The following is a 20,824-nucleotide window of genomic DNA, read 5'->3' as shown; positions in this document are numbered from 1 at the left end:
CCGACCGACCCGCACGACCCGACCAGAAGGACAGAACCATGTGTGGAGCACAGGCCGGCGGCCCCGACGCTTCGACGATCAAGCCCGGTGAGACCACCATCCAGGGCAGCGTGACCCGCGACGGCGAGCCCGTCACCGGGTACGTGCGTCTGCTGGACTCGACCGGAGAGTTCACCGCCGAGGTCCCGACCTCGGCGACCGGACAGTTCCGCTTCTACGCGGCCGAGGGCACCTGGACGCTCCGCGCCCTGGTCCCGGGCGGCAGCGCCGACCGCACGGTCGTCGCGCAGACCGGTGGGCTCTCCGAGGTCGCGATCGCCGTCTGATCCACGGCATGGCCGGTCCACGGCACAGAAGAACGGCCGGAGGGCCGCACCCCAGGGGGTTGGACGCCACCTGACGCGGGGTGCGGCCCTTCGTGCCGTCCTGTTCCCCCGGCTCTGTTCCACCGGCCCTGTTCCCCGGCTCTGTTCCACCGGCACGGGAACGGTTCTACCCTGGGGACATGTACGCCCGACGCCGGCGCGGCTACTTCTGGATGATGGGCGGCTGCGTCGCCCTCTTCGTCTCCGCCTGGGCCGTCGTGCGCCTGTGGTCGATGCCGGCCGCCGTCGCGATGTGCCTGGTCGCCATGGTGATTCCGCCCGTCGCCGCGGTCCTCGCCAACCGGCGCGGTCCGGAGGACCGGTGGTGGGACGACCCCTCCGGCGACCCGAAGTCCGACGCGTGGTGGGACGAGCTGGACGGGAAGAAGCGGTACTGAGGGGGCCCAGTGGGGCAGGGGCGGGGCTCAGTAGACGAGAGCCTGCGTGCCGTCCGTCATGGCCTCCTGGACGAAGACCTGCGCCCCCGCGATCCGTACGCCCTCCAGCACGTCCTTCTCCGTGATCTCGCGCCGCGCCGCGCACTGCGTGCAGAGGGTGACCCGGCCGCCCGCCAGGATCGAGTCGAGCAGATCGGGCAGCGGGGCGGCGTGCGGCAGCTCGAACTCGGCGGCCCGGCCCGGCAGCGCGAACCACGAGGACTCCCCGGTCAGCCAGAGCGAGACCTCCACGCCACTGGCCACGGCCACCGCCGCGACGGTGAAGGCCTGCGAGCAGCGCTCGGCGGATTCGGGCCCGGCGGTCACCTTGATCACAAGCTTCTTCGGCATAGTCCGAACTGTAATCCTCCGGCAGGCAACCTCCCCCCTGACCTGCGAGTCACTTGTGGGCGCACGTATGCGAACTGCGCCTCGAACTCTCTGTGGGGGACCCCTTTTGGAACCGAACGACACCGTTTCGCCTGCCGGCGGACCCAGACCCCGGCCCCGTGGCCGTACGGCGCTGATCATCGCCGCCGCGGCCCTGCTCGGGATCTCCGGCGGCGCCGCCGTCGGCTACGGCATCCAGGCGCAGCGGCCACCGACACCCCTGCCCGCCCTCGCCCAGCCCGGCCTCGGCCACCCGGCGAAGCCGCTCCCCGCGGGCAAGGCCCCGGCCCCGCTGCCGGTCTCCGAGGACCGGCAGGTCAGGACGGACGGCGATCTGCGCAAGCTGCTCGTGGAGCGGCCCAAGGGGGCGAAGGCCTCTCCGTCGCATCCCCGGAAGGGCGGTGAGTGGCTGCCGTTCCCGGAGTACGTCCGGCAGTTCAAGGACGAGCGGGCCACGTTCCTGTACCTCGCCGAGAACGACCTGCGCCGGATCGCGGTGACCGGATGGATGCAGGGGAAGTACCGGCAGTCCGCCGTCACCCTGGTCCAGTTCCGGTCGAACGCGGTCATGGGCGCCGCCGATCACTTCGGGGGACAGCTCTCGTACATGCCGGAAGCGGCGGAAGGGGCCGGGAACGCCGGTGACCCGCTCGAAGGCACCGACTCCGGCCGCTACTTCCTGTACGCCGTCGAGCGGGAGGCCGGCTACCTGCCCTTCTACCGCGCCAGGGCGCTGGCCGTGCGCGGCGACATCATGATCGACATCAACATCACCGACTCGAAGCCGATCAGCAAGAAGGACATCCGCGTCCTCGCCGAACGACAGCTGGAGCGCCTGTGAGCGACGACGTCGAGACGACGACCCCCGCGACCCCCGAGGCGCCCGCAGCCCCCGAGGCGCCCGCAGCCTCCGACGCGCCCGCAGCGCCCGAGGCGCCAGCCGCTCCGCAGGCTCCCGCCCGGAAGCGGCGCCGGGTGCTGCTCACCGTGCTGCCCTTCGTGCTGGTGCTCGCCGCGGTGGGCGGTGCCGCCGCCTACACCGTGCAGACCGTGGACGGTGCCGACCGGACCGTCACCACGGTCGTCTGGGACGGCAGCGGTCTCAAGCCGGGCCTCGACCCCGCCGCGAAGGCGGACCGCGGCCGGACGGACACCGAGCTGAGCAGGCTGCTGATGCCCGTGCCCGAGGGCTACCGGCTCGGCCCGGACATCGGCGAGCTCGGCAACGACGGCGAGACGAGCGGTGCGGAGGCCACCGCCGCCCTGAAGGAGACCGGGCGCGGGCTGGCGGGCAAGCAGCGCCGTGAGCTCGACGCGTTCTTCGACAAGCTCCGGGTCAAGGGCGTCGCCCACCGCTCGTACACCCGTGGCGTCTCCGTCCCGTACCCCCGCAGCGGCTTCGACGATCTGGTGCTCTCCGTCCGGGTGGTCAAGATGGAGGACGAGCGGGCGGTCCGCACCATGCACGAGCGGCAGGTCGCCCTGCTGAACTCGTTCGGTGTGCTGCGCAAGGGGCCGAAGATCGAAGGCCACAAGAACGCCACCTGCTACCGGATGCCCAAGGACGGCGAGGACCCGCTCGACAGCATCGCCTGCTCCGCCTACGAGGGCGGGATCTCGGTGACCGTCGAGGCGGACGGGCCGAAGCCGTTCAGCGCGTCCACGGTCGCCGGCCTGGTCAAGGAGCAGCTCGACCACATCACGTCCCCGGGGGAGTCCATATGAGCGAGCAGCAGACCGCGGCGGTACCCGCGCCCGCCGAGCCTGCGGAGGCCCCCGCGCCCACCACCGCCCCGGCCGTGCCGGAGGCCCCCCGCCCGCCCCGCCGCGCCCTGCGGGCCGTGGCGCGGTGGACGGTGGCCCTGCTGGTGTTCGGCGGGCTCGGTACGGGTACGGCGCTGGCGATCACCTCGGCCGAGCGGACCGACGTCCCCTGGCTCGCCACCGAGAGCGACGGGCGCTGGGACTACCCGAAGCTCTCCCTCCCCGCGCTGCCGGCCGGCGCGCCCCGCCCGTTCACCGACGCCAACACCGCGGAGATCCACCACGCGGACCTGCGGAAGCTGCTGCTGCCCGCTCCGGCGGGATCCACCCCGGACAGGGCGCTCGACGGCGGCTGGGTGAAGCAGGAACGGTTCCTCGCCGAGTACGCGGCCGAGGACCGGGAGGAGCTGGCCCAGCTCCTCGTGGACGCACCGCCCCGGCACATCGCGGCCCGCGGCTGGACCATGCCGGACGGCACCCGGGCCCGGATCTACCTGCTGCGGTTCAACTCGACCGCCTTCGCCACCCACATAAGGGACGAGCTGAACCTCGGCACCACGATGCAGCGGACGCCGGCCGGGGCGGAGGAGACGGCGTTCGACACGACCTGGACGTTCTCGCGTGCGGTCAAGGGGGTCGCGTCGTACGTCCTCACCGAGAAGGCCCCGCACGGCGCCGCGCACACCCGGCTGGCGTACAGCGGCGCCGGTGACACCCTCGCCCTGATCGTGCACGAGCGGCCGGGCAAGAAGGAAGCGGCGCGGATCCCGTTCCAGCAGACCGTGATCCTGCAGAACCAGCTGCTCGGCTGAGACCGGGGCCTGGAGGTGCCGGCCGGGCGGTGGTGACGCCGTTCGGCCCATACCTGGACGAGAGGGCCGGGGCCCCACCCATTAGGCTGGGCCCCGGCCCTGTACTGCCGCCATACCGCTCGTTCCGAGGAGCCCCCGTGCTTGAGGCATTCTTCTCCGCCCTGCTGATCCTGGTCTGCGTCGGCGTACTCGCCTTCACGGTGGTCGCCGTGAAGAAGCTGTACCAGGGCCAGCGCTGAACCTCGCCGTATCCGGCCCGCCCACCCTTCGCACCCTCACAGATCGTCTGAGCCGCTCATGATCGAGATTCCGTCCGACCTCCACCCGGACCTCGTCCCGCTGGCCTTCCTCATCGGCAAGTGGGCGGGTGCGGGCGTTTCCGACTTCCCCGGCGCCGAGAAGTGCAACTTCGGCCAGGAGGTCACGTTCAGCCACGACGGCCGTGACTTCCTGGAGTACGTCTCCCACACCTGGGTCCTGGACGCCGACGGCAACCAGGTCCGCCCGCTGGAGTCGGAGTCCGGCTACTGGCGCATCGACAAGGACCGCAAGGTCGAGGTCGTCATGGTCCGCGACCAGGGCGTCGTCGAGATCTGGTACGGCGAGCTCGCCAAGCAGAAGCCGCAGATCGACCTGGTCACCGACGCCGTGGCCCGCACCGCGGCCTCCGGCCCGTACACCGGGGGCAAGCGCCTCTACGGGTACGTGAAGAGCGACCTCATGTGGGTCGGCGAGAAGGCGACCCCCGAGGTCGAACTGCGCCCCTACATGTCGGCGCACCTGAAGAAGGTCGTCACCCCGGAAGAGGTCGCCGAGATGGCGCGGAACCTCGAGGACATGCCGGACGACGGCATCGCGTTCTTCAAGTAGGGAGCCCCGGGAACGAGCTCTGCCGGCCGGTGCTCACCCCGCCTACACTGGGCCTGTGGTGAGCACCGACTGGAAGACCGATCTTCGGCAGCGCGGCTACCGGCTGACGCCTCAGCGCCAGCTCGTCCTGGAGGCCGTCGACGCCCTGGAGCACGCGACTCCGGACGATCTGCTGTGCGAGGTCCGCAAGACCGCGTCCGGGGTGAACATCTCCACGGTGTACCGGACCCTGGAGCTCCTGGAGGAGCTCGGTCTGGTGAGCCATGCCCATCTGGGGCACGGCGCCCCGACGTACCACCTGGCCGACCGCCACCATCACATCCACCTGGTCTGCCGGGACTGCAAGGACGTCATCGAGGCGGACCTCTCCGTCGTCGCCGAGTTCACCGAGAAACTGCGCGCCGACTTCGGCTTCGAGACCGATATGAAGCACTTCGCGATCTTCGGCCGCTGTGCCTCGTGCACGGCCGCCAGGAACAAGGAAGACGCGGCAGCGGAGGATGCCTCCGCCAAGTCGTAGGCTGGGCGCATGAAGAGCCCCCTGCTGTCCCTGCCCGGCGCCGTCGCCGCCGAGGGCCGCGACGAAGGTGTTGCCGGACATTACGGTGACCTGTTCCGCGAGCAACGCGCCCTCGCCGACGGCAACGGCCTCGTCGACCTCTCCCACCGCGGTGTCGTCACCGTCACCGGTGACGACCGGCTGAGCTGGCTGCACCTGCTGCTCACCCAGCACGTCAGCGACCTCGCCCCGCACCAGGCCACCGAGGCCCTGATCCTCTCCGCCAACGGGCACATCGAACACGCCATGTATCTCGTCGACGACGGGACGACGGTGTGGATGCACGTCGAACCCGACACCCAGGGCGAGCTCATCGCCTACCTGGAGTCGATGAAGTTCTTCTACCGGGTCGAGGTCGCCGACCGCACCGAGGACATCGCGGTCGTGCACCTCCCCGCCGGTTCCATCGCGGAGGTGCCGGACGGGGTCGCCGTGCGGGAGACCGCCCAGGGCCGGGACCTGTTCCTGGCCCGCGCCGACCTGGAGGCGTACGCCGCCGCCAACGGCCCGGTCGTCGGGATCCTGGCGTACGAGGCGCTGCGCATCGAGGCGCACCTGCCGCGCGTCGGCTTCGAGACCGACCACCGCACCATCCCGCACGAGCTGGGCTGGATCGGCTCCGCCGTCCACCTCCAGAAGGGGTGCTACCGGGGGCAGGAGACCGTCGCCCGCGTCCACAACCTGGGGAAGCCGCCGCGCAGGCTCGTCTTCCTGCACCTGGACGGCAGCGAGGTGCACCTGCCCGGCCACGGGACGCCGGTACGGCTGGCCGCCGACGGCGAGGAGGGCCGCCAGCTCGGCTTCATCACCACCTCGGCCCGCCACCACGAGCTGGGGCCGATCGCCCTGGCGCTGGTCAAGCGGAACGTGGCCGTGGACGCGGAGCTGATCGCAGGGGACACGGCGGCGGCGCAGGAGACGGTCGTCGAGCCGTAGGGGCCAGGGCCCGTCACACCTCGATGATCACCGTGAACGGGCCGTTGTTCGTGAGCGAGACCCGCATGTCCGCTCCGAACCGGCCCGTCGCCACCTGTGCGCCCAGCGCCCGCAGCTGGGCGACCACCTCGTCCACCAGCGGCTCGGCGACCTCGCCGGGAGCTGCGGCGTTCCAGGTGGGGCGGCGGCCCTTGCGGGCGTCCCCGTAGAGGGTGAACTGCGAAATCACCAGGAGAGGGGCATTCGCATCCGAACAGGACTTCTCGCCCTCCAGGATGCGGACGGACCAGAGCTTGCGGGCCAGCTGCGCCGCCTTCTCCGGGGTGTCCCCATGGGTGACTCCGACCAGCACACACAGGCCTTCGCCGATGATCTCGCCGACGACGCCGGTCGCCGAAGGGTCCTCGCCCGTCCCGGCCACCGAGACGGTCGCGCCGTCCACTCTCTGTACCACTGCACGCATACAGACCAACCTATCTTGGGCTGAACGGGTACAGAGTGTCTGCGGGGGCACCTCGCAGGGTGGCACGATGCACGATGGCGGTGTGCCGACGCACCGGTCGAGGGGACGGAACAACATGAGTACCTATGGAGCCGGACAATCTCCCGGGGCCGTACCTGGTGGACGTATCAGCACCAGTACCAGCACCCTGCACTCACCCGTACGGTCCATGGTTCCCGGGCTCGCGTCCGTGCCGGAGCAGGGCGGCGGCGAGGCCGGATTCGGCGCGCTGCGGCTGCCGGAGCTGCGGACGCTGCGGCGGGACGCGCAGCGGGACGAGGCCGACCTCAGTTACGTACGCCGGCTGGTCCAGGGCCGGATCGACATCCTCCGCGCCGAGCTGGCCCGCCGGCGGGACCCGCAGGCCCCCGTGCCGGAGACCCCGGTGGTGGACCGGCTCTCGGAGATCCTGGCCGACGCCCCGTCCCGGCACCGCACCTCCGCCCGGCACGTCACGCTGACGACGCCGCGCGGTGACGAGTTCCGGCAGCTCGCCGCCGAGAACCTCGCCGAGGTCGAGCTCTCGGACCTCGCCGCCCGGACGGACGAGGAGCTGCACGACGCGATGGGCCGCCTGGTCCGCTACGAGCAGCAGGTCTCCCGGCGCCGTCACGAGCTCCAGCGCACCACCGACGATTGCAGCGCGGAGATCGCCCGCAGGTACCGTGACGGGGAAGCCCAAGTGGACGACCTGCTCGCCTGAAGCGACCCTTCCGGGCGGCGGGTCCCGCACCCCGCCCGTCCGGCCGATCCTTCCGGGCGGCGGGTCCCCGTACCCGACCGACCGACTCCGGAAGGCCACCATGACGTCGACCGACGCCCCTGCCGCGATAGCACCCGCCCCGCCCGTACTGGCCGAGGTCGTACGGTCCGGGTTCACCGAGGGCCACCACCGCGGTTCGCTGGTCCTGCTCGCCGCCGACGGGAGCGTGGAGCGGACGCTCGGCGACCCCGACGCCCCGGTCTTCCCCCGGTCCTCCAACAAGCCGATGCAGGCCGCCGCGATCCTCCGGGCGGGCCTGGAGCTCTCCGGGGAGCGGCTGGCGCTGGCTGCGGCCAGCCACTCGGGGGAGCCCTTCCACCTCGAACTCGTGGCGAAGATGCTCGCCGAGCACGGGCTGAGCGCCGCCGACCTGCAGACTCCGCCCGATCTGCCGCTCGACCCGGTCGCCGCGGAGGCCTACCTCGCCGCCGGGAACGTACGCGAGCGGATCACCATGAACTGCTCCGGCAAGCACGCGGCCATGCTCGCCGTCTGCGTCCGCAACGGCTGGGACACCACGACCTACCTCGACCCCGCCCACCCGCTCCAGCTCCTGGTGGGCCAGGTCGTGGCCGAGGCGGCGGGCGAGCCGGTCGCGGCGGTCGGCACGGACGGCTGCGGGGCCCCGCTGATGGCGATCGGGCTGACCGGTCTGGCCCGCGCGTTCCGGTCGTTCGTGCTGGCGGAGCCGGGGAGCGCCGAGCGCCGGGTGGCGGACGCGATGCGCGCCCACCCGGAGTATGTGGCGGGCACCCGGCGCCCCGACACCTGGCTGATGACCGAGGTCCCCGGCACGCTCTCCAAGATGGGCGCCGAGGCGGTCCAGGCGGTGGCGCTGGCCGACGGGCGGGCCCTCGCCTTCAAGATCGACGACGGGTCGGTCCGGGCGCTCGGCCCGGTCCTGGCCCGCGCCCTGGAACTGCTCGGCGTGGACGCCCCGGTGGTCTCCCGGATCGGGCGCGCGCCGCTGCTCGGCGGGGCGGCGGAGGTCGGGGAGATCCGCGCGAAATTCTGAGAGCCGGGCGTGCAGGCCCTAGCGTGGGGGCATGAGTCTCGATGTCCGTACGGTCACCGCGTCCGATTACCCCGACTGGCTGCGGGCGATGGAGAACGGTTTCCTGACGCCCGGCGCGCCGACCGACGAGGAGGCCGCCGAGCGGCTCGTCGGCACCGACCTCTCGCGTCTCCTGGGCGTGTTCGACGGCGGGCGGTGCGTGGCGACGTTCCGCTCGTTCACCCAGCAGCTGACCGTGGTGGGCGGGGCCACCGTGCCGGCCGACGCGGTCAGCGCGGTGACGGTGGCGCCCACTCACCGCCGCCGGGGACTGCTCAGCCGGATGATGGCCACGGACCTGGCGGCGGCCAGGGAGCGCGGCGAGGTGGTCGCCACGCTGATCGCCGCCGAGTACCCGATCTACGGGCGGTTCGGCTTCGGCCCCGCCACCTGGAACACCGAGTGGGAGGTCTCCGTCCACCGCGCCGGGCTCGACCCGCGCCGGTCGGGGCAGCCGGAGGGCGGCGGCCGGATCGAGGCGGTGGACGGTGCCGCCGTCCGTAAGTACGGCCCCGAGATCCACGCCCGGCTGGCGAAGCTCCGCGCCGGGGTCGTCGACCGCGACGAACGGTGGTGGAAGGGGCGCACCGGCGTGGGCGGCCCGGGGGGCCGGGAGAAGCGGGCCGAGACGTTCTCCGTCGTCCACCGTGCTCCGGACGGCGGCGTCGACGGCCTGATGGTCTACAGCGCCGACGCCACGTGGGGTGACGCCCGGCAGCCCATGAACACCGCGACCGTACGGGACCTGATCGCCCTCACCCCGGCCGCCGAGCGGGCGCTGTGGCACTTCGTCTGCTCGGTCGACTGGATCACCACTGTCCGCTCGGGCAACCGCGCCCCCGACGACCTGCTCCCCCTGCTGCTCCCGGACCCCCGGGCGGCCAGGACGGTCTCGCACACGGACTGGCTCTGGGTGCGGCTCCTGGACGTGCGGCGGGCGCTGGAGGCCCGCTCCTACGAGCGCGAGGCGTCGCTCGTCCTCGACGTCCGGGACGACGGGGGAGTGGCCGAGGGGCGCTTCCTGCTGGATGTCTCACCCGCCGGAGCACGCTGCACCCCGACCACCCGGAGCGCCGATCTCGCCCTGGGCGCCGATGAGTTGGCGACCCTGTATCTCGGCGACGAGTCGGCCCGGCGGCTGGTGGACCTGGGGCGGGCCGAGGAGGTGCGGGCCGGTGCGGCGACGACGGCGGACGCCGTCTTCCGTACGGGGCGGCGGCCCTGGTGCCCGGATGTCTTCTGATCCGTCGGCGGTGTTCAGCGCGTCCTGAACCGTCGGTCGGTGTTCAGCGCGTCCTGATCCGGAACAGCACTCCTGACGCGGCGATCGCCACCGCCAGGATCCCGCCGGCCCAGGCGAGCGCGATCCAGGGCGTGTTGCCCACCTGCTGGCCCAGCAGGAGCCCGCGCAGGGACTCGATCGCCGGGGTGATCGGCTGGTTCTCGGCGAAGCCGTGCAGCCAGCTCGGCATCGACTGGATCCGGACGAACGCGCTGCTCGGGTAGGGCAGGAACGACATGAAGAACGTGAACCCGCTCGCGGCTTCCGGGGAGCGGGCCAGCAGGCCGATCGCCGCCGAGATCCACGACAGCGCCACGATGTAGGCGACCAGGATCCCGGCCGCGAGGAGCCAGCCGTCCCAGGAGGCCGCCGGGCGGAAGCCGATCAGCAGGGCGACGCCGAAGACCACGGCGGTGGCGACCAGATTGCGGACGGTGCTGGCCGCCACATGGCCGGCGAGGACCGGCGTACCGCCCACGTCCAGGGAGCGGAAGCGGTCGATGATGCCGCCCTTCATGTCCTCGCTGACGGCGGTGGCGGTGGTCGCGGCGCCGAACCCGGCGCACAGGAGCATGACGCCCGGGACGACGTACATGACGTACGAGGAGTGGAGTGCCCCGGTGTCGATCGCGCCGCCGAAGAAGTAGACGAAGATCAGCATCAGCATGATCGGCAGGGCCAGCGACATGATCAGGGCATCGGTGTTGCGGCGGCTGATGCGCAGGCTGCGGCCGGCCATGACGGCCGCATGGGTGAGGGGCCCCGCTGCTCTCCCCGGGAGGACGGCGGTCTCAGACATGGGCGGGTACCTCCGAGGTGAGGGCCAGGAAGACGTCGTCGAGGGTCGCGCTGTGCAGGGTGAAGCGGTCGATCTCGGTGCCCGCCGGGTCGATCTCGTCGAGCAGGGCGCGTACGTGGGCGGCGCTGCCGTCCGTGGGGAGCCCGAGGGTCAGCGTCTCGGGGGAGTGGTGGACCGCGCGCCCGGCCAGCCGGAGGTAGGCCTCGCTGCTGGTGAGGACGGCGTCGAGGCGGTGCCCGGCGATCCGCCCCTTGAGGCCGGCGGCCGTGCCCTCGGCGGCGATACGGCCCTTGTTCAGCAGGGCGATCCGGTCGGCGAGGCGGTCGGCCTCCTCCAGGTACTGCGTGGTGAGCAGGACGCTCGCCCCGCGCTCGGCCAGCCCCCGGACCACCTGCCAGAGCTCCTTGCGGCTGCGCGGGTCGAGGCCGGTCGTCGGCTCGTCCAGGAAGAAGACGCCGGGCTCCGGTGAGCCGACGAGCCCGGCGGCCAGGTCCAACCGGCGGCGCATGCCCCCGGAGTACGTACGGGCCGGGCGGCGGGCCGCGTCGGTCAGGCCGAAGCGCTCCAGCAGCTCCCCGGCCCGGCGGCGGGCGTCGGTGCGGGAGAGCCCGGTGAGCCGGGCCATCATCCGCAGGTTCTCCTCGCCGGTCTGCGTCTCGTCGACGGCGGCGAACTGGCCGGTGAGGCTGATCGCCCGGCGCACCGCGCTCCGCCCGGCGACGACGTCGTGCCCCGCGACCCGGGCAGTGCCCGAGTCGGCGGCGGTGAGCGTGGCGAGGATCCGTACGGCGGTGGTCTTGCCCGCCCCGTTCGGGCCGAGCAGGGCGAAGACGCTGCCGTGCCCGACGCGGAGGTCGATGCCGTCCAGGACGCGCACGGCGGGCTTTCCGTAGGACTTGGTGAGGCCGTACGCCTCGATGGCGTACGGCGTCCGGTGCGCCTGAGAGGTGGTTGCGGTCGGGCTGGTCATGACCTGCCCCCCTTCTGCGTATGGCATACGCGTTATTGCGTAAGCATTACGCATCCTTAGGATGGGGTCAAGGCGCACGGGGGTGAGCGGAAGGCGGGCGGACGTGGGCAAGGGGGATGCGGTGACCGGTAAGAGCGGCACCGGCGGCGGTGACCTGCCGGCCTCCATCGAGGCCGCCTGGGGGCTGCGGGAGCGCCCGGTCAAGGGGCCGAGGCCCGGACTGAGCCTGGAGCGGATCGTGGCGGCGGCGGTGGCCGTGGCGGCGTCCGAGGGGCTCGCCGCCGTGTCCATGGGCCGGGTCGCGCAGGAGGTCGGCGCCTCCACGATGTCGCTCTACCGGTACGTCTCCGCCAAGGACGAGCTGTACGTCCTGATGCAGGAGGCGGCCATCCGCCCGCCGGTCCCGCTGGCCGCCCTGGAGGCCGGGGCGGGCTGGCGCGAGGCGCTCACCGAGTGGGCCACCGGGCAGCGCGAGCAGTTCCTCGCCAACCTCTGGGTGCTCCGCATCCCGATCGGCGGCCCGCCCGCCACCCCGAACTCGCTCGCCTGGTGGGAGCAGGGGCTCCAGGCGCTGGAGGGCAGCGGGCTCGGTGAGGGCGACAAGATCTCGGTGATCCTGCTGGTCTCCAACTTCGTACGCAGCGAAGCCCTGTTGATGAGCGACCTCTCCGCAGCCGTCGCCGCGCGCGGCGTCTCCCCCGACGAGGTGGTCGCGGGCCATGAGCGCACCCTGCGGCGGCTGGTCGACCCGGTGCGCCACCCCGCGATCCACCGGCTGCTGGACTCCGGCGTGATGAGCGAGCCGGACGACCCCGACTACGAGTTCACCTTCGGCCTCGCGACCCTGCTGGACGGGGTCGAGGCGCTGATCCGGAGTACGGCCGCGGGCGGCTGACCGGGCCGCGCTGTCGTGCTCGCGACATCAACTCCGGCCGAGGTCAAGGGCGTACGCTTCATGGTCATGAGCGGAGAGAAGGCCGACGGCGGGAACGGAAGCGGAAGCGTCGCGGGGGCGGTGGAAGAGGAGCGGGCGGGGGTATCGGCCTCGGCTCAGGCCACGGTTCAGGCCCAGGCCCAGGCCCCGGCTCAGGCCCGGGTCAGTCTGCGGGAGCGCAAGAAGCAGCTGACGTACCGGGCGATCTCCGACGCGGCTGTCGCGATGTTCCTGGAGCGGGGCTTCGACAAGGTCTCCGTGGCGGAGGTGGCCGCCGCGGCCGACATCTCCAAGCCGACGCTGTTCCGGTACTTCCCCGCCAAGGAGGACCTGGCGCTGCACCGGTTCGCCGACCGCGAGGACGAGGCGGCCCGGGTCGTCGGAGGCCGGGCCCCCGGCGCGAGCCCGCTGGAAGCGCTGCGCCGCCACTTCCTGGCAGGCCTGGACCGCCGCGACCCGGCCACCGGTCTCTGCGACGCCCCTCAAGTGCTGGCGTTCCACCGCCTGTTGTACGGGACCCCGTCGCTGGTGGCCCGCCTGTACGCGTACCAGGGCCGCTCCGAGGCCGCGCTCGCCCGCGCCCTCGGCGGCGGGGTGACCGCGCGGCTGGCGGCCGGGCAGGTCATCGCCGTCCTGCGCATCCTGGCCGAGGAGAACTGGCGCCGGATCGACGCGGGGGAGAGCGCGGACCGGGTGTACGCGGGGGCCGTCCAGGCGGCCGAGGAGGCGTTCGTACAGCTGCGGAGCGGCCTGGAGCCGGAGGGGCGCGGCTGAGGGAGGGCGGCCTGGGCCACGGGGGCGTCGGGGGCTGTCACCCCCGGCCCTGGGGCGGTGGCCGCGCCTGCGTTACGGGGCTGTCGCCTCGGCCGGGCCCGGGGCGGCTGCCCGCTCCCGGCGCAGCGTAAGGAACGCCACGGCGAAGGCCGTCACCAGTAGTGCCGCACCGATGGTGAACGCCAGCCGGTAGCCGCCGGTCAGCGCCTCGGCGGACGGGTGGCCGGCGGCGGCGAGGGCCTCGGTGCGCCCGGCGGCCAGGGTGGACAGGACGGCGACGCCGAGTGCCATGCCGATCTGCTGGGTGGTGTTGAAGAGCCCCGAGGCCAGTCCGGCATCGTCCTCACCCGCGCCCGACATGCCCAGCGAGGTCAGCGCCGGGAGCGCGAGCCCGAATCCGGCGGCCAGCAGCATCACCGGGAGCAGGTCGGTCACGTAGTCCGCCCGCACGGGCAGCCGGGCGAGGAGGCCGAGGGCCGCGATCAACAGCCCGATCCCGGTCAGCAGGACGCCCCGCTCACCGAAGCGGGCCACGAGCCGGGCCGAGAGGCCGAGCGATACGGCCCCGATGACGACGGCGGCCGGAAGCATCGCGAGACCGGTGGCGGCAGCCCCGTAACCGAGGACCTTCTGCAGGTAGAGAGCCACGATGATCTGGAAGGAGAACAGCGCGGCCACCATCAGCATCTGGACCAGGTTGGCCCCGGACACGTTGCGCGAGCGCAGGATCCGCAGCGGCATCAGCGGGGTCCGGGCGGTGGCCTGGCGGAGGACGAACCCGGCCAGCAGGGCCAGGGCGAGCGCGCCGAGGCCCAGTGTGTGCGCCGAGACCCAGCCGTACGTCTCCACCCCGACGACCGTGTAGATCCCGAGCATCAGGCCGGCGGTGACGAGGAGGGCACCCGTCACGTCGGCTCCGGCGGCGAGGCCCCGGCCCCGGTCGGTGGGCAGGACGCGTACGGCGACCAGCAGGACGGCGAGGCCGATCGGCAGGTTGATGAAGAAGATCCAGTGCCAGGTCAGGGCGTCGGTGAGGACGCCGCCGAGGACCTGCCCGATCGAGGCTCCGGCGGCTCCGGTGAAGGAGAACACGGCGATGGCGCGGGCGCGTTCGGCCGGTTCGGTGAACAGGGTGACCAGGATGCCGAGAGCCACCGCGGCGCTCATCGCGCTACCGACGCCCTGGACGAACCGGGCGGCTGTCAGCACGGCGGGCGAGCCGGCTGCTCCCGCCACCAGCGAGGCGGCGGTGAACAGGAGGATCCCGGACAGGAACATCGGCTTGCGGCCGATCAGGTCGCCGAGCCGCCCGGTGAGCAGGAGGAGGCTGCCGAAGGCGATGAGGTAGGCGTTGACCACCCAGCTGAGCCCTGCGGGCGTGAAGCCCAGGTCGTCCTGGATCGCGGGCATCGCGACGGTCACGATCGAGCCGTCGAGCACGATCATCAGCATGCTCGTGGCGATCACCCCGAGAGCCGACAGCCGGGCCCGGAAGGTGAGTTGGCGTGTCGGTGGGACAGGTGATTCAGGGGTGGTCGGGGCGTCCGGGGCGGCGGATGACATGGGCCATCTCCTGTCGGTCGAGGCGATACAAGTGACCGTAGCAGATGGTTTTGTTGCGGACTATTTTTTTCGGTTCTTCTTTCCTGGCATGGTGCGGACCCGTGGCCGCAGGGGTTCCGGGCCCGGCCCGGCTCAGCTCACCTCTTGGCCTGACGTGCCCGGCGGACCGGCCGGGGGTTCTCCACGGGCGTCGCCAGATGGCCCCCGGCCAGGGCGTTCAGCGCCCGGAGCAGGACCTCGCGGTCGCGCGCGGCCAGCGATCCCAGGGCCTCCTCGTGGACCCGGTCGACGATCTCCTGGCTCTGCCCGGCGAGCGCCGCACCCTTCTCGGTGACCGCGATGATCCGGGCCCGCCGGTCCCGGCTGGAGGGGCGGCGCTCGGCGAGCCCCGCGCTCTCCAGGGCGTCCACCGTCACCACCATCGTGGTCTTGTCCATGTCCCCGATCTCGGCCAGCTGGATCTGGGTGCGCTCCTCCTCCAGGGCGTGGACCAGTACGCAGTGCATGCGGGCGGTCAGGCCGATCTCGCCGAGCGCCGCCGCCATCCGGGTCCGCAGGACGTGGCTGGTGTGGTCCAGGAGGAAGGAGAGATCGGGTGCGGGGCGGGAAGGTGTCATGGCGGTCATGGCAGCCAGCGTAACCGTTCGATCTGTGACGGATCGTCCCGAAGTGGACGACTGCTGACCTCGCGGGACCGTCTACGCGTACGGGCCCAGCGCCCGCCGCAGATCCTCCGGCCCCCGGTACAGCACGCCCCTCATGCCGAGGGTGGCCGCCGCGTCGACGTTCTCCTGCCGGTCGTCCACGAAGAGGCACCGCTCGGCCGGCACTCCCGCCCGCTCGGCGGCGATGCGGCACAGGGCCGGGTCCGGCTTGGCCACCCGCTCCACCGCGCTGCTCACCACGGCGTCGGCCAGGTCCGTCAGTCCCAACAGGGCCAGGTCGTCGTCCAGTTGCAGGGTCGCGTTGGTGACGAGCACCAGCGGGACGTGGGTGCGCGCCCGCCGCAGGAGCCCGACCACCTCCGCGTCGGCCCGGAACTGCGCCCCGGCGAGCGCCCGCCCCAGAGTGCGGGCCAGGTCCGTGTCCCCGCCCAGCCGCTCGGCGAGTCCCGCGGCGATGGCCTCCACCCAGGCGTCCGGGGTGATCCGGCCGAGGAGGAGCGGGAGGTCGGTCTCGGGGGCGTAGGCGATCTCCATGGTCGTGCCCTCCGCCAGTCCGGCTTCCCGCTCCAGTGCGGCGAGGGGCGCGGTGTCGTAGAAGCGGATCACGTTGTCGAGATCGCAGAGCACGGCGTCGTAGGGGCGGTTCTCGGCCGGGGCGGCGCCGACGTGCTCGGGGGCGTACTGCGCGCTCATGACCGGGCTCCGTTCGGGTCTCCGCCGGGGTTCAGGATGCCCCTCGTACGGTACCGGGCGCGGGCCCGCGGGCCCTGGTCAGGCCCCCCGGCGCCCGGATTCCGCCCCGGCTTCCGGTTCCGCGCGCGGACCCGCCGCTTCCGTCGCCACGGGATCACGTGACGGCCCAGTAACGTTCCGTTCGTTTTGTGATCCTCGTCTCATTGCATGCCGAGGTGGGAATACAGTAGTCCTCGAGCGGGTCACGTCGGCGGAGTCGATCTCCGTCACGCCGAATCCACCCCACTTCCGAGCGCGGAAGCCCGGCCCGGACGTCCGCACCGAGTGGCGTGTACCAGCCACCTGCCACGCTTGCCCGTGACCCCCGGAATTTCGCCCGCTGAGCTGACGACATGTCAGATTCCGCTTCCGGTCCCGGCGCTGTGCTGCGGAGTCTGCGCCGCCGGCCTGCGGAGCGCTCCGACGCGAACAGAAATACTCCTGTAGTCGTCTGTTCTCTTTCGGACACTACGGTCCGGTTGCCAGTCGTCCCCCGGTGGGTGTCTCATCTGTCCTCGGTCCTGGAGCAGACGTGGGCCTCCGTCCCGGGAGGCGCACGATCGAATCCGCCTGCCGCGGTGCCGTTGGGGGGTGAACACGCGCTCGTCTGCCGTCTCGACGGCGTGTTCTGTGTTCGGATTCCGGATTTCCCGCTCACCGGGCGGTTTGCAGCCATCACTGTCACGGATCAGCGCATCGGACCGGAGCGATACACCACGGACCCGCGTTCTCGGCCCGCTCCGAGTCCCGTTCCTCGGCCCCCTCTTTCCGCCCGGCGCCCCGGGCGCCCGGGGCCGTCACGTACGGACACCGAAGGAAGGATTCGAGGAGTCAGATGCACAAGCACCCAGAACTTTCCGCCGGCCATACCGGCCGGGACTGCGCGGCGCTCTGCGGGCGTATCTGCCGGACGTGCGTCGAGAGGCTGCGGGGTGAACTGCTCACCCTGCTCGGTCTGTACCGCGAGAGCGACCACGCCCTCACGCCGGGGCCGGCCCGGATGCGAGAACGGGTGAGCGGGAGCAGAACCGTCGGCATGGTGCTCGACGAACGGACCGTCGAGATGCGCACCGAGACCGCCGACGTGCTGGCGTCCTGGGCGCGGCTGGTCGTCGAGGAGCGCGGGGCGAAGGGGCTGCCGGGCTGCGACGTCGAGTCGCTGGTGGCGTTCCTCCGCGACGAGGTGGAGTGGATCGCCGGGCACCCCGCCGCCGTCTCGTTCGACGAGGAGGTGCGCCGGCTGCTCCAGCGGCTCGGCGCCCTGTTCGGGCCCGCCCCGGTGCGCGGGCTGCCGCTCGGGGCGTGCGTGGAGCCCGAGTGCACGGGCACGCTGCTGGCCGTGGTGCGCGGAGGCGGCGGGTCGGCCGCCGCCCCCGGCCAGGTCTCGTGCGACGCCGGGCACACGCTGCCGCCGCGTCAGTGGCTGATGGTGGCCGGTCAGCTGGCGGGGTGGTCGGAGTGACGATCCGCAGACGCAGAACCGTGTCGACCGAGCTGGCCGCGCTGGCCATGGGCGTCAGCGAGGCCACCATCCGTAAATGGGCCTCCCGGGGCAAGATCACCCGCTACGGCAGGAAGCAGCGGGCCGAGTACGACCTCGATGAACTGCTCACGCTGAGGGAGCGCGGCGCACCGCTGTCCGCCGGTGGACAACAGGCACCGGGCTTATGACGTTACGGGGGTCGAGCGCGGCTGACCGACCGCGCGCACGCTGCTGACCTGCGGCGATGACGCCTTTCCGGGCGAGTGGGAGGGGCGGGATCCGTACAACATAAGTGGGTTGACGGTTCAGAAGATTGAGTGTCACACTTCTTCCGGCGGCTCCACGCGCTGATTCCATGATCGCCCCGCGATCGGCCGGATCGGGCGTTGCGGCGGCCCCAGCTCTCACCAGAATCCGTGTCCGGCCCTGTGCCGGACGCGGATTCTTTTTTGTCCGCAGCCGAGAGAGGAAGTGTGTCGATGTCAGTTTCTCCCCGTACGCCCGCCGGACAGTGGGCGGGCACGGTCACGCACGACGGTGAGGTGGACGACTACACCGTCACCTTCCAGGAGGACGGTTCGCTCGTCGTCGTCACGCAGAAGAGCACGGGCGCGGGTTCGTGGTCGCTGACCGATGACGACACGTTCGCGTTCTTCCTCCGGGAGGACTTCAACACCGACGTCACTCAGATCAGCCCCACCGGGTTCCGCGCCGCCTACATCAAGATCGACATCGAGGCCCGGCTGGAGGGGGACGGCAAGTTCACCGGCAAGGGCAAGGCGGTCGTGCACGGCACGGACGACACGGTGATCTACTCGACGGACGCCGAGACCGACGCGCACCGGGTGCCGTGACCGGGTCCCCGGGGCCCGGCCTCGGTGAACTCGCCGCCGAGGTGGCGCGGTTGTCCGACATCGCGGCCCTGAACCATCTGATCGACCGCTATCTGGCGGGGCTGGACGAAGGGCTCGCGAGTTCCGCATCCACCTCCACGTCCGGTTCCGGTTCGGGCCTCGGCTCCGGTCCGGGTTCCGGTTTCGATGCGGTGTGGGCCGCGTCCCTGTTCACCGAGGACGTGGAACTCCTCTTCCCGGTGGGCTCCCACCAGGGTCTGACCGGGGCGGACGGGTTCCTGCGGGAGATCATGGAGCGCTGGGGCCGTACGCATCACCACGGCTCCCTCGCCTCCGTCGAGCCGGACGGCGACCGGGCCGCGGTCAGCTGGAGCCTGATCGCCTCACACGTCCACTTCGGCTCTCCCCTGCCGCCGCAGCCCTCCGCGTACTTCCAGATCGGCGGGCGCTTCACCGGCGTCGCGCGGCGCACTCCGGACGGCTGGCGCTTCGCGCGGCTGCAGCTCCGGATCGTGTGGAGCACCGGCTCGCCGCCCGGCGGAGTGACCGAGGTCGACGCCCGGACCCTCGATGCCGCGGATTCCCGTTCCTGAGGCCTCGCCGTCCATCAACACCCTCTACCCGACACATGAGTTCCGAGGAGGAACCGCCATGCCCACCACACTCACGCCCGAACAGCAGCGCGAAGTCGTCGAGAAGGTCTTCCACGAGGGGCTGGACCTCGGGGACCTCACGGCCGCCGACCGCTATCTGACCTCGGACTTCCGCAACCACGGGAGCCACGACGACTCCATGCGGGGTCCGGAGGCCTTCAAGCACACGATCCGGATCCAGCAGTCCGCGTTCAGCGAGATCAAGTACGAGATCCTCGACTTCATCTCGCAGGGCGACCGGGCCGCGATCCGCTGGGTGATGCACGGCAAGCACACGGGCCCCTTCATCGGCATCCAGCCGACCGGGCTCCAGGTCCAGCACCAGGCCATGATCTGGTTCCGCTTCGAGGGCGACAAGATCGCCGAGCGCTGGGGACTCGTGGACAACTTCACCCTGGAGCGCTTCCTGAAGTCCGGCGGCAAGCCGACGGGGCCGCTGACCCCGAAGGCCGCCGCGCCGCAGCAGGCCTGAGCCGGCGTCAGTGAGGGGAGGGCGGCTCCGGGCGGAGCCGCCCTCCCCTCTGTCCGGCCGTGAACCGGCCCCGTACCGGCTGAGCGGCCCCGGTAGCGGCACAGGTACCCGTACAGAACCCCGCACACAACCCCGTATCGGCAGAGAAGAGGAGGCAGTCGTGCCCATCAACAGACGCGTGGCCCGCTTCAACAAGGCGGTCGCCAACCACTTCGTGGGCCCCGTCCTGAGCCGGATGCCCGGCTTCGGCAAGGTGCACCACCACGGCCGCAGGTCCGGCCGCGCTTTCACCACCCCGGTCAAGCTGTTCCGCCGGGGCGAGGACATCGTCATCACCCTGCCGTACGGGCCCGGGTCCGACTGGGTCAAGAACGTCCTGGCGGCGGGCGGCTGCGAGATCACCACGCGGGGCCGGCGGATCAAGGTGACCGCCCCGGTGGTCTTCACGGACGACGGTTCGACGAAGATGCCCGCGCTGACCCGCCGGATCCTGTCCCGGGTCGACGCCACCCAGTTCCTCTCCCTGACCCCTGTCGCCGCGCGGTCCGCGGCGGCGGGCTGAGGGGCTCCCGTGAACTCTCCGGTGAATTCCCCGGCGCCGCCCGTCAAGGTCGTGGTCGTGGTCGCATCGGTGCGCACCGGGAGGCTGGCGCCGGACGTGGCCGGCTGGTTCACCTCGGTGGCCGGGCTCCGGGACGATCTGGTCCTGGACGTCGTCGATGTGGCGGACCACGAACTGCCCGGCAGCCTCGACGCGTCGGATCCGGTGGCGGCGGCCCTGCGGCCCCGGCTGTCGGCCGCCGAGGCGTTCGTCCTGATCGCCCCGGAGTACAACCGCAGTGTTCCCGGCCCCCTCAAGACGCTCATCGACAGCTTCCAGGCCGAGTGGGAGGCCAAGCCCGTCGGCTTCGTGAGCTACGGACTGTCCCTGGCGGGCGGGGTGCGCGCGGTGGAGCACCTGCGGCAGATCTTCGCCGAGTTCCACGCGGTCGGGATGAAGGACGCGGTGCTCTTCCCGCGGATCCTCGAACACTACGACGCCCAGGGGCGGTTCCCCGCCGAGCCCGAGGGCGCCGAGGCCGCCGCCAAGCTCCTGCTCGACCAGCTGCTCTGGTGGGCGCGGGCCCTGCGTGATGCCAAGTCCGTACGCCCGTACGGCTCCTGATAGATCCCCACCCCGTCCGGAGAAGA

The 20,824-nt window shown here is 71.9% G+C and carries 27 protein-coding genes; 20 read left to right on the top strand and 7 right to left on the bottom strand.

Translation table 11 applies throughout. The features are described from left to right. The first annotated feature begins 38 nt into the window (after positions 1 to 38). Complete coding sequence (locus ACK8N7_RS16615) at positions 39 to 326, top strand: DUF1416 domain-containing protein (protein WP_003968135.1); 288 nt, start codon at positions 39 to 41, stop codon at positions 324 to 326. 179 nt (positions 327 to 505) lie between these two features. Next, a complete protein-coding gene (locus tag ACK8N7_RS16610; protein ID WP_031125904.1) occupies positions 506 to 763 on the top strand; it encodes a DUF3099 domain-containing protein in 258 nt (85 codons plus the stop codon). 27 nt (positions 764 to 790) lie between these two features. Here ACK8N7_RS16610 and ACK8N7_RS16605 read toward each other — a convergent pair whose 3' ends face one another. Then, positions 791 to 1,153 carry a DsrE family protein gene (locus tag ACK8N7_RS16605; protein ID WP_015610217.1) on the bottom strand — a complete coding sequence of 121 codons (363 nt, stop codon included), beginning with the start codon at positions 1,151 to 1,153 and terminating at the stop codon, positions 791 to 793. A gap of 106 nt (positions 1,154 to 1,259) precedes the next feature. On the opposite strand from ACK8N7_RS16605, the gene ACK8N7_RS16600 reads away from it, so the two are divergent. The 6 genes from ACK8N7_RS16600 (at position 1,260) to ygfZ (ending at position 6,133) form a co-directional block, all read left to right on the top strand. Then, the gene (locus ACK8N7_RS16600) at positions 1,260 to 2,033 is read left to right on the top strand and encodes a hypothetical protein (protein ID WP_403217998.1); all 774 of its coding nucleotides are present in this window, start codon (positions 1,260 to 1,262) and stop codon (positions 2,031 to 2,033) included. Next, positions 2,030 to 2,917: a hypothetical protein gene (locus ACK8N7_RS16595; protein ID WP_403217997.1), complete on the top strand. Its 888-nt coding sequence runs from the start codon at positions 2,030 to 2,032 to the stop codon at positions 2,915 to 2,917. Before ACK8N7_RS16600 ends, ACK8N7_RS16595 begins: the two co-directional genes overlap by 4 nt. After that, positions 2,914 to 3,768, top strand: a complete 855-nt coding sequence (locus tag ACK8N7_RS16590; protein ID WP_403217996.1) for a hypothetical protein — start codon at positions 2,914 to 2,916, stop codon at positions 3,766 to 3,768. The genes ACK8N7_RS16595 and ACK8N7_RS16590 overlap by 4 nt, the downstream gene beginning before the upstream one ends. 297 nt (positions 3,769 to 4,065) lie before the next feature. Next, positions 4,066 to 4,638, top strand: coding sequence for a heme-binding beta-barrel domain-containing protein (locus ACK8N7_RS16585; RefSeq protein WP_015610222.1), 573 nt, complete (start codon positions 4,066 to 4,068; stop codon positions 4,636 to 4,638). A 55-nt stretch (positions 4,639 to 4,693) separates the two neighbouring features. Then, positions 4,694 to 5,158 carry a Fur family transcriptional regulator gene (locus tag ACK8N7_RS16580; RefSeq protein ID WP_403217995.1) on the top strand — a complete coding sequence of 155 codons (465 nt, stop codon included), beginning with the start codon at positions 4,694 to 4,696 and terminating at the stop codon, positions 5,156 to 5,158. Between the two features lie 9 nt (positions 5,159 to 5,167). Then, positions 5,168 to 6,133 carry a CAF17-like 4Fe-4S cluster assembly/insertion protein YgfZ gene (gene ygfZ / locus ACK8N7_RS16575; protein WP_403217994.1) on the top strand — a complete coding sequence of 322 codons (966 nt, stop codon included), beginning with the start codon at positions 5,168 to 5,170 and terminating at the stop codon, positions 6,131 to 6,133. Between the two features lie 13 nt (positions 6,134 to 6,146). Here the strand turns inward: ygfZ and dtd are convergent, their stop codons facing one another. Then, positions 6,147 to 6,596 (bottom strand): D-aminoacyl-tRNA deacylase, encoded by a 450-nt coding sequence (gene dtd / locus ACK8N7_RS16570; RefSeq protein WP_403217993.1) that lies wholly within the window; start codon positions 6,594 to 6,596, stop codon positions 6,147 to 6,149. A gap of 229 nt (positions 6,597 to 6,825) precedes the next feature. On the opposite strand from dtd, the gene ACK8N7_RS16565 reads away from it, so the two are divergent. From ACK8N7_RS16565 to ACK8N7_RS16555, 3 genes are all read left to right on the top strand, one after another. Beyond that, positions 6,826 to 7,338 (top strand): RsiG family protein, encoded by a 513-nt coding sequence (locus tag ACK8N7_RS16565; RefSeq protein WP_358376026.1) that lies wholly within the window; start codon positions 6,826 to 6,828, stop codon positions 7,336 to 7,338. A 100-nt stretch (positions 7,339 to 7,438) separates the two neighbouring features. Then, a complete protein-coding gene (locus ACK8N7_RS16560) occupies positions 7,439 to 8,413 on the top strand; it encodes an asparaginase (protein WP_403217992.1) in 975 nt (324 codons plus the stop codon). 31 nt (positions 8,414 to 8,444) lie between these two features. After that, positions 8,445 to 9,695, top strand: a complete 1,251-nt coding sequence (locus tag ACK8N7_RS16555) for a GNAT family N-acetyltransferase (RefSeq protein ID WP_403217991.1) — start codon at positions 8,445 to 8,447, stop codon at positions 9,693 to 9,695. A gap of 43 nt (positions 9,696 to 9,738) precedes the next feature. Here ACK8N7_RS16555 and ACK8N7_RS16550 read toward each other — a convergent pair whose 3' ends face one another. Then, the gene (locus ACK8N7_RS16550; protein ID WP_500442984.1) at positions 9,739 to 10,533 is read right to left on the bottom strand and encodes an ABC transporter permease; all 795 of its coding nucleotides are present in this window, start codon (positions 10,531 to 10,533) and stop codon (positions 9,739 to 9,741) included. Continuing rightward, on the bottom strand, positions 10,526 to 11,503 hold the full coding sequence (locus tag ACK8N7_RS16545) for an ATP-binding cassette domain-containing protein (RefSeq protein ID WP_403217989.1): 978 nt from the start codon (positions 11,501 to 11,503) through the stop codon (positions 10,526 to 10,528). The genes ACK8N7_RS16550 and ACK8N7_RS16545 overlap by 8 nt, the downstream gene beginning before the upstream one ends. Before the next feature lie 121 nt (positions 11,504 to 11,624). Here ACK8N7_RS16545 and ACK8N7_RS16540 point away from each other — a divergent pair, with 121 nt between their 5' ends. Together ACK8N7_RS16540 and ACK8N7_RS16535 are read left to right on the top strand one after the other, a co-directional pair. Next, positions 11,625 to 12,398 carry a TetR/AcrR family transcriptional regulator C-terminal domain-containing protein gene (locus tag ACK8N7_RS16540; RefSeq protein ID WP_403218048.1) on the top strand — a complete coding sequence of 258 codons (774 nt, stop codon included), beginning with the start codon at positions 11,625 to 11,627 and terminating at the stop codon, positions 12,396 to 12,398. A gap of 60 nt (positions 12,399 to 12,458) precedes the next feature. Beyond that, positions 12,459 to 13,211: a TetR/AcrR family transcriptional regulator gene (locus ACK8N7_RS16535; protein WP_403218047.1), complete on the top strand. Its 753-nt coding sequence runs from the start codon at positions 12,459 to 12,461 to the stop codon at positions 13,209 to 13,211. A 72-nt stretch (positions 13,212 to 13,283) separates the two neighbouring features. On the opposite strand, the gene ACK8N7_RS16530 is transcribed toward ACK8N7_RS16535, so the two are convergent. The 3 genes from ACK8N7_RS16530 to ACK8N7_RS16520 form a co-directional block, all read right to left on the bottom strand. Next, positions 13,284 to 14,774 (bottom strand): MFS transporter, encoded by a 1,491-nt coding sequence (locus ACK8N7_RS16530; RefSeq protein WP_500442981.1) that lies wholly within the window; start codon positions 14,772 to 14,774, stop codon positions 13,284 to 13,286. Positions 14,775 to 14,911: 137 nt separating this feature from the next. Continuing rightward, positions 14,912 to 15,400, bottom strand: coding sequence for a MarR family winged helix-turn-helix transcriptional regulator (locus ACK8N7_RS16525; RefSeq protein ID WP_500442979.1), 489 nt, complete (start codon positions 15,398 to 15,400; stop codon positions 14,912 to 14,914). Between the two features lie 72 nt (positions 15,401 to 15,472). Next, positions 15,473 to 16,132 (bottom strand): HAD-IA family hydrolase, encoded by a 660-nt coding sequence (locus ACK8N7_RS16520; protein ID WP_500442977.1) that lies wholly within the window; start codon positions 16,130 to 16,132, stop codon positions 15,473 to 15,475. Positions 16,133 to 17,006: 874 nt separating this feature from the next. Between ACK8N7_RS16520 and ACK8N7_RS16515 the strand changes: the two genes are divergently transcribed. The 7 genes from ACK8N7_RS16515 (at position 17,007) to ACK8N7_RS16485 (ending at position 20,798) form a co-directional block, all read left to right on the top strand. After that, entirely contained in the window at positions 17,007 to 17,633 is a 627-nt protein-coding gene (locus ACK8N7_RS16515) for an OvmZ protein (protein WP_500442975.1), read from the top strand. Then, positions 17,630 to 17,842, top strand: a complete 213-nt coding sequence (locus tag ACK8N7_RS16510) for a hypothetical protein (protein WP_015610237.1) — start codon at positions 17,630 to 17,632, stop codon at positions 17,840 to 17,842. Before ACK8N7_RS16515 ends, ACK8N7_RS16510 begins: the two co-directional genes overlap by 4 nt. Before the next feature lie 291 nt (positions 17,843 to 18,133). Next, a complete protein-coding gene (locus ACK8N7_RS16505) occupies positions 18,134 to 18,508 on the top strand; it encodes a dehydrogenase (protein WP_403217984.1) in 375 nt (124 codons plus the stop codon). Further along, the gene (locus ACK8N7_RS16500; RefSeq protein WP_500442972.1) at positions 18,505 to 19,101 is read left to right on the top strand and encodes a nuclear transport factor 2 family protein; all 597 of its coding nucleotides are present in this window, start codon (positions 18,505 to 18,507) and stop codon (positions 19,099 to 19,101) included. The genes ACK8N7_RS16505 and ACK8N7_RS16500 overlap by 4 nt, the downstream gene beginning before the upstream one ends. 58 nt (positions 19,102 to 19,159) lie before the next feature. Beyond that, a complete protein-coding gene (locus ACK8N7_RS16495; protein WP_015610240.1) occupies positions 19,160 to 19,633 on the top strand; it encodes an ester cyclase in 474 nt (157 codons plus the stop codon). Positions 19,634 to 19,793: 160 nt separating this feature from the next. Next, entirely contained in the window at positions 19,794 to 20,195 is a 402-nt protein-coding gene (locus ACK8N7_RS16490) for a nitroreductase family deazaflavin-dependent oxidoreductase (protein ID WP_403217982.1), read from the top strand. 9 nt (positions 20,196 to 20,204) lie between these two features. Next, positions 20,205 to 20,798: an NADPH-dependent FMN reductase gene (locus ACK8N7_RS16485; RefSeq protein ID WP_403217981.1), complete on the top strand. Its 594-nt coding sequence runs from the start codon at positions 20,205 to 20,207 to the stop codon at positions 20,796 to 20,798. Positions 20,799 to 20,824 lie beyond the last annotated feature (26 nt).

It is taken from the genome of Streptomyces griseobrunneus (assembly GCF_046713465.1).
In the GTDB taxonomy this organism is placed as follows: Bacteria; Actinomycetota; Actinomycetes; order Streptomycetales; family Streptomycetaceae; genus Streptomyces; species Streptomyces microflavus.
Note: the sequence above shows the minus strand (reverse complement) of the source record. Positions and strands in the feature narration are given on the sequence as shown.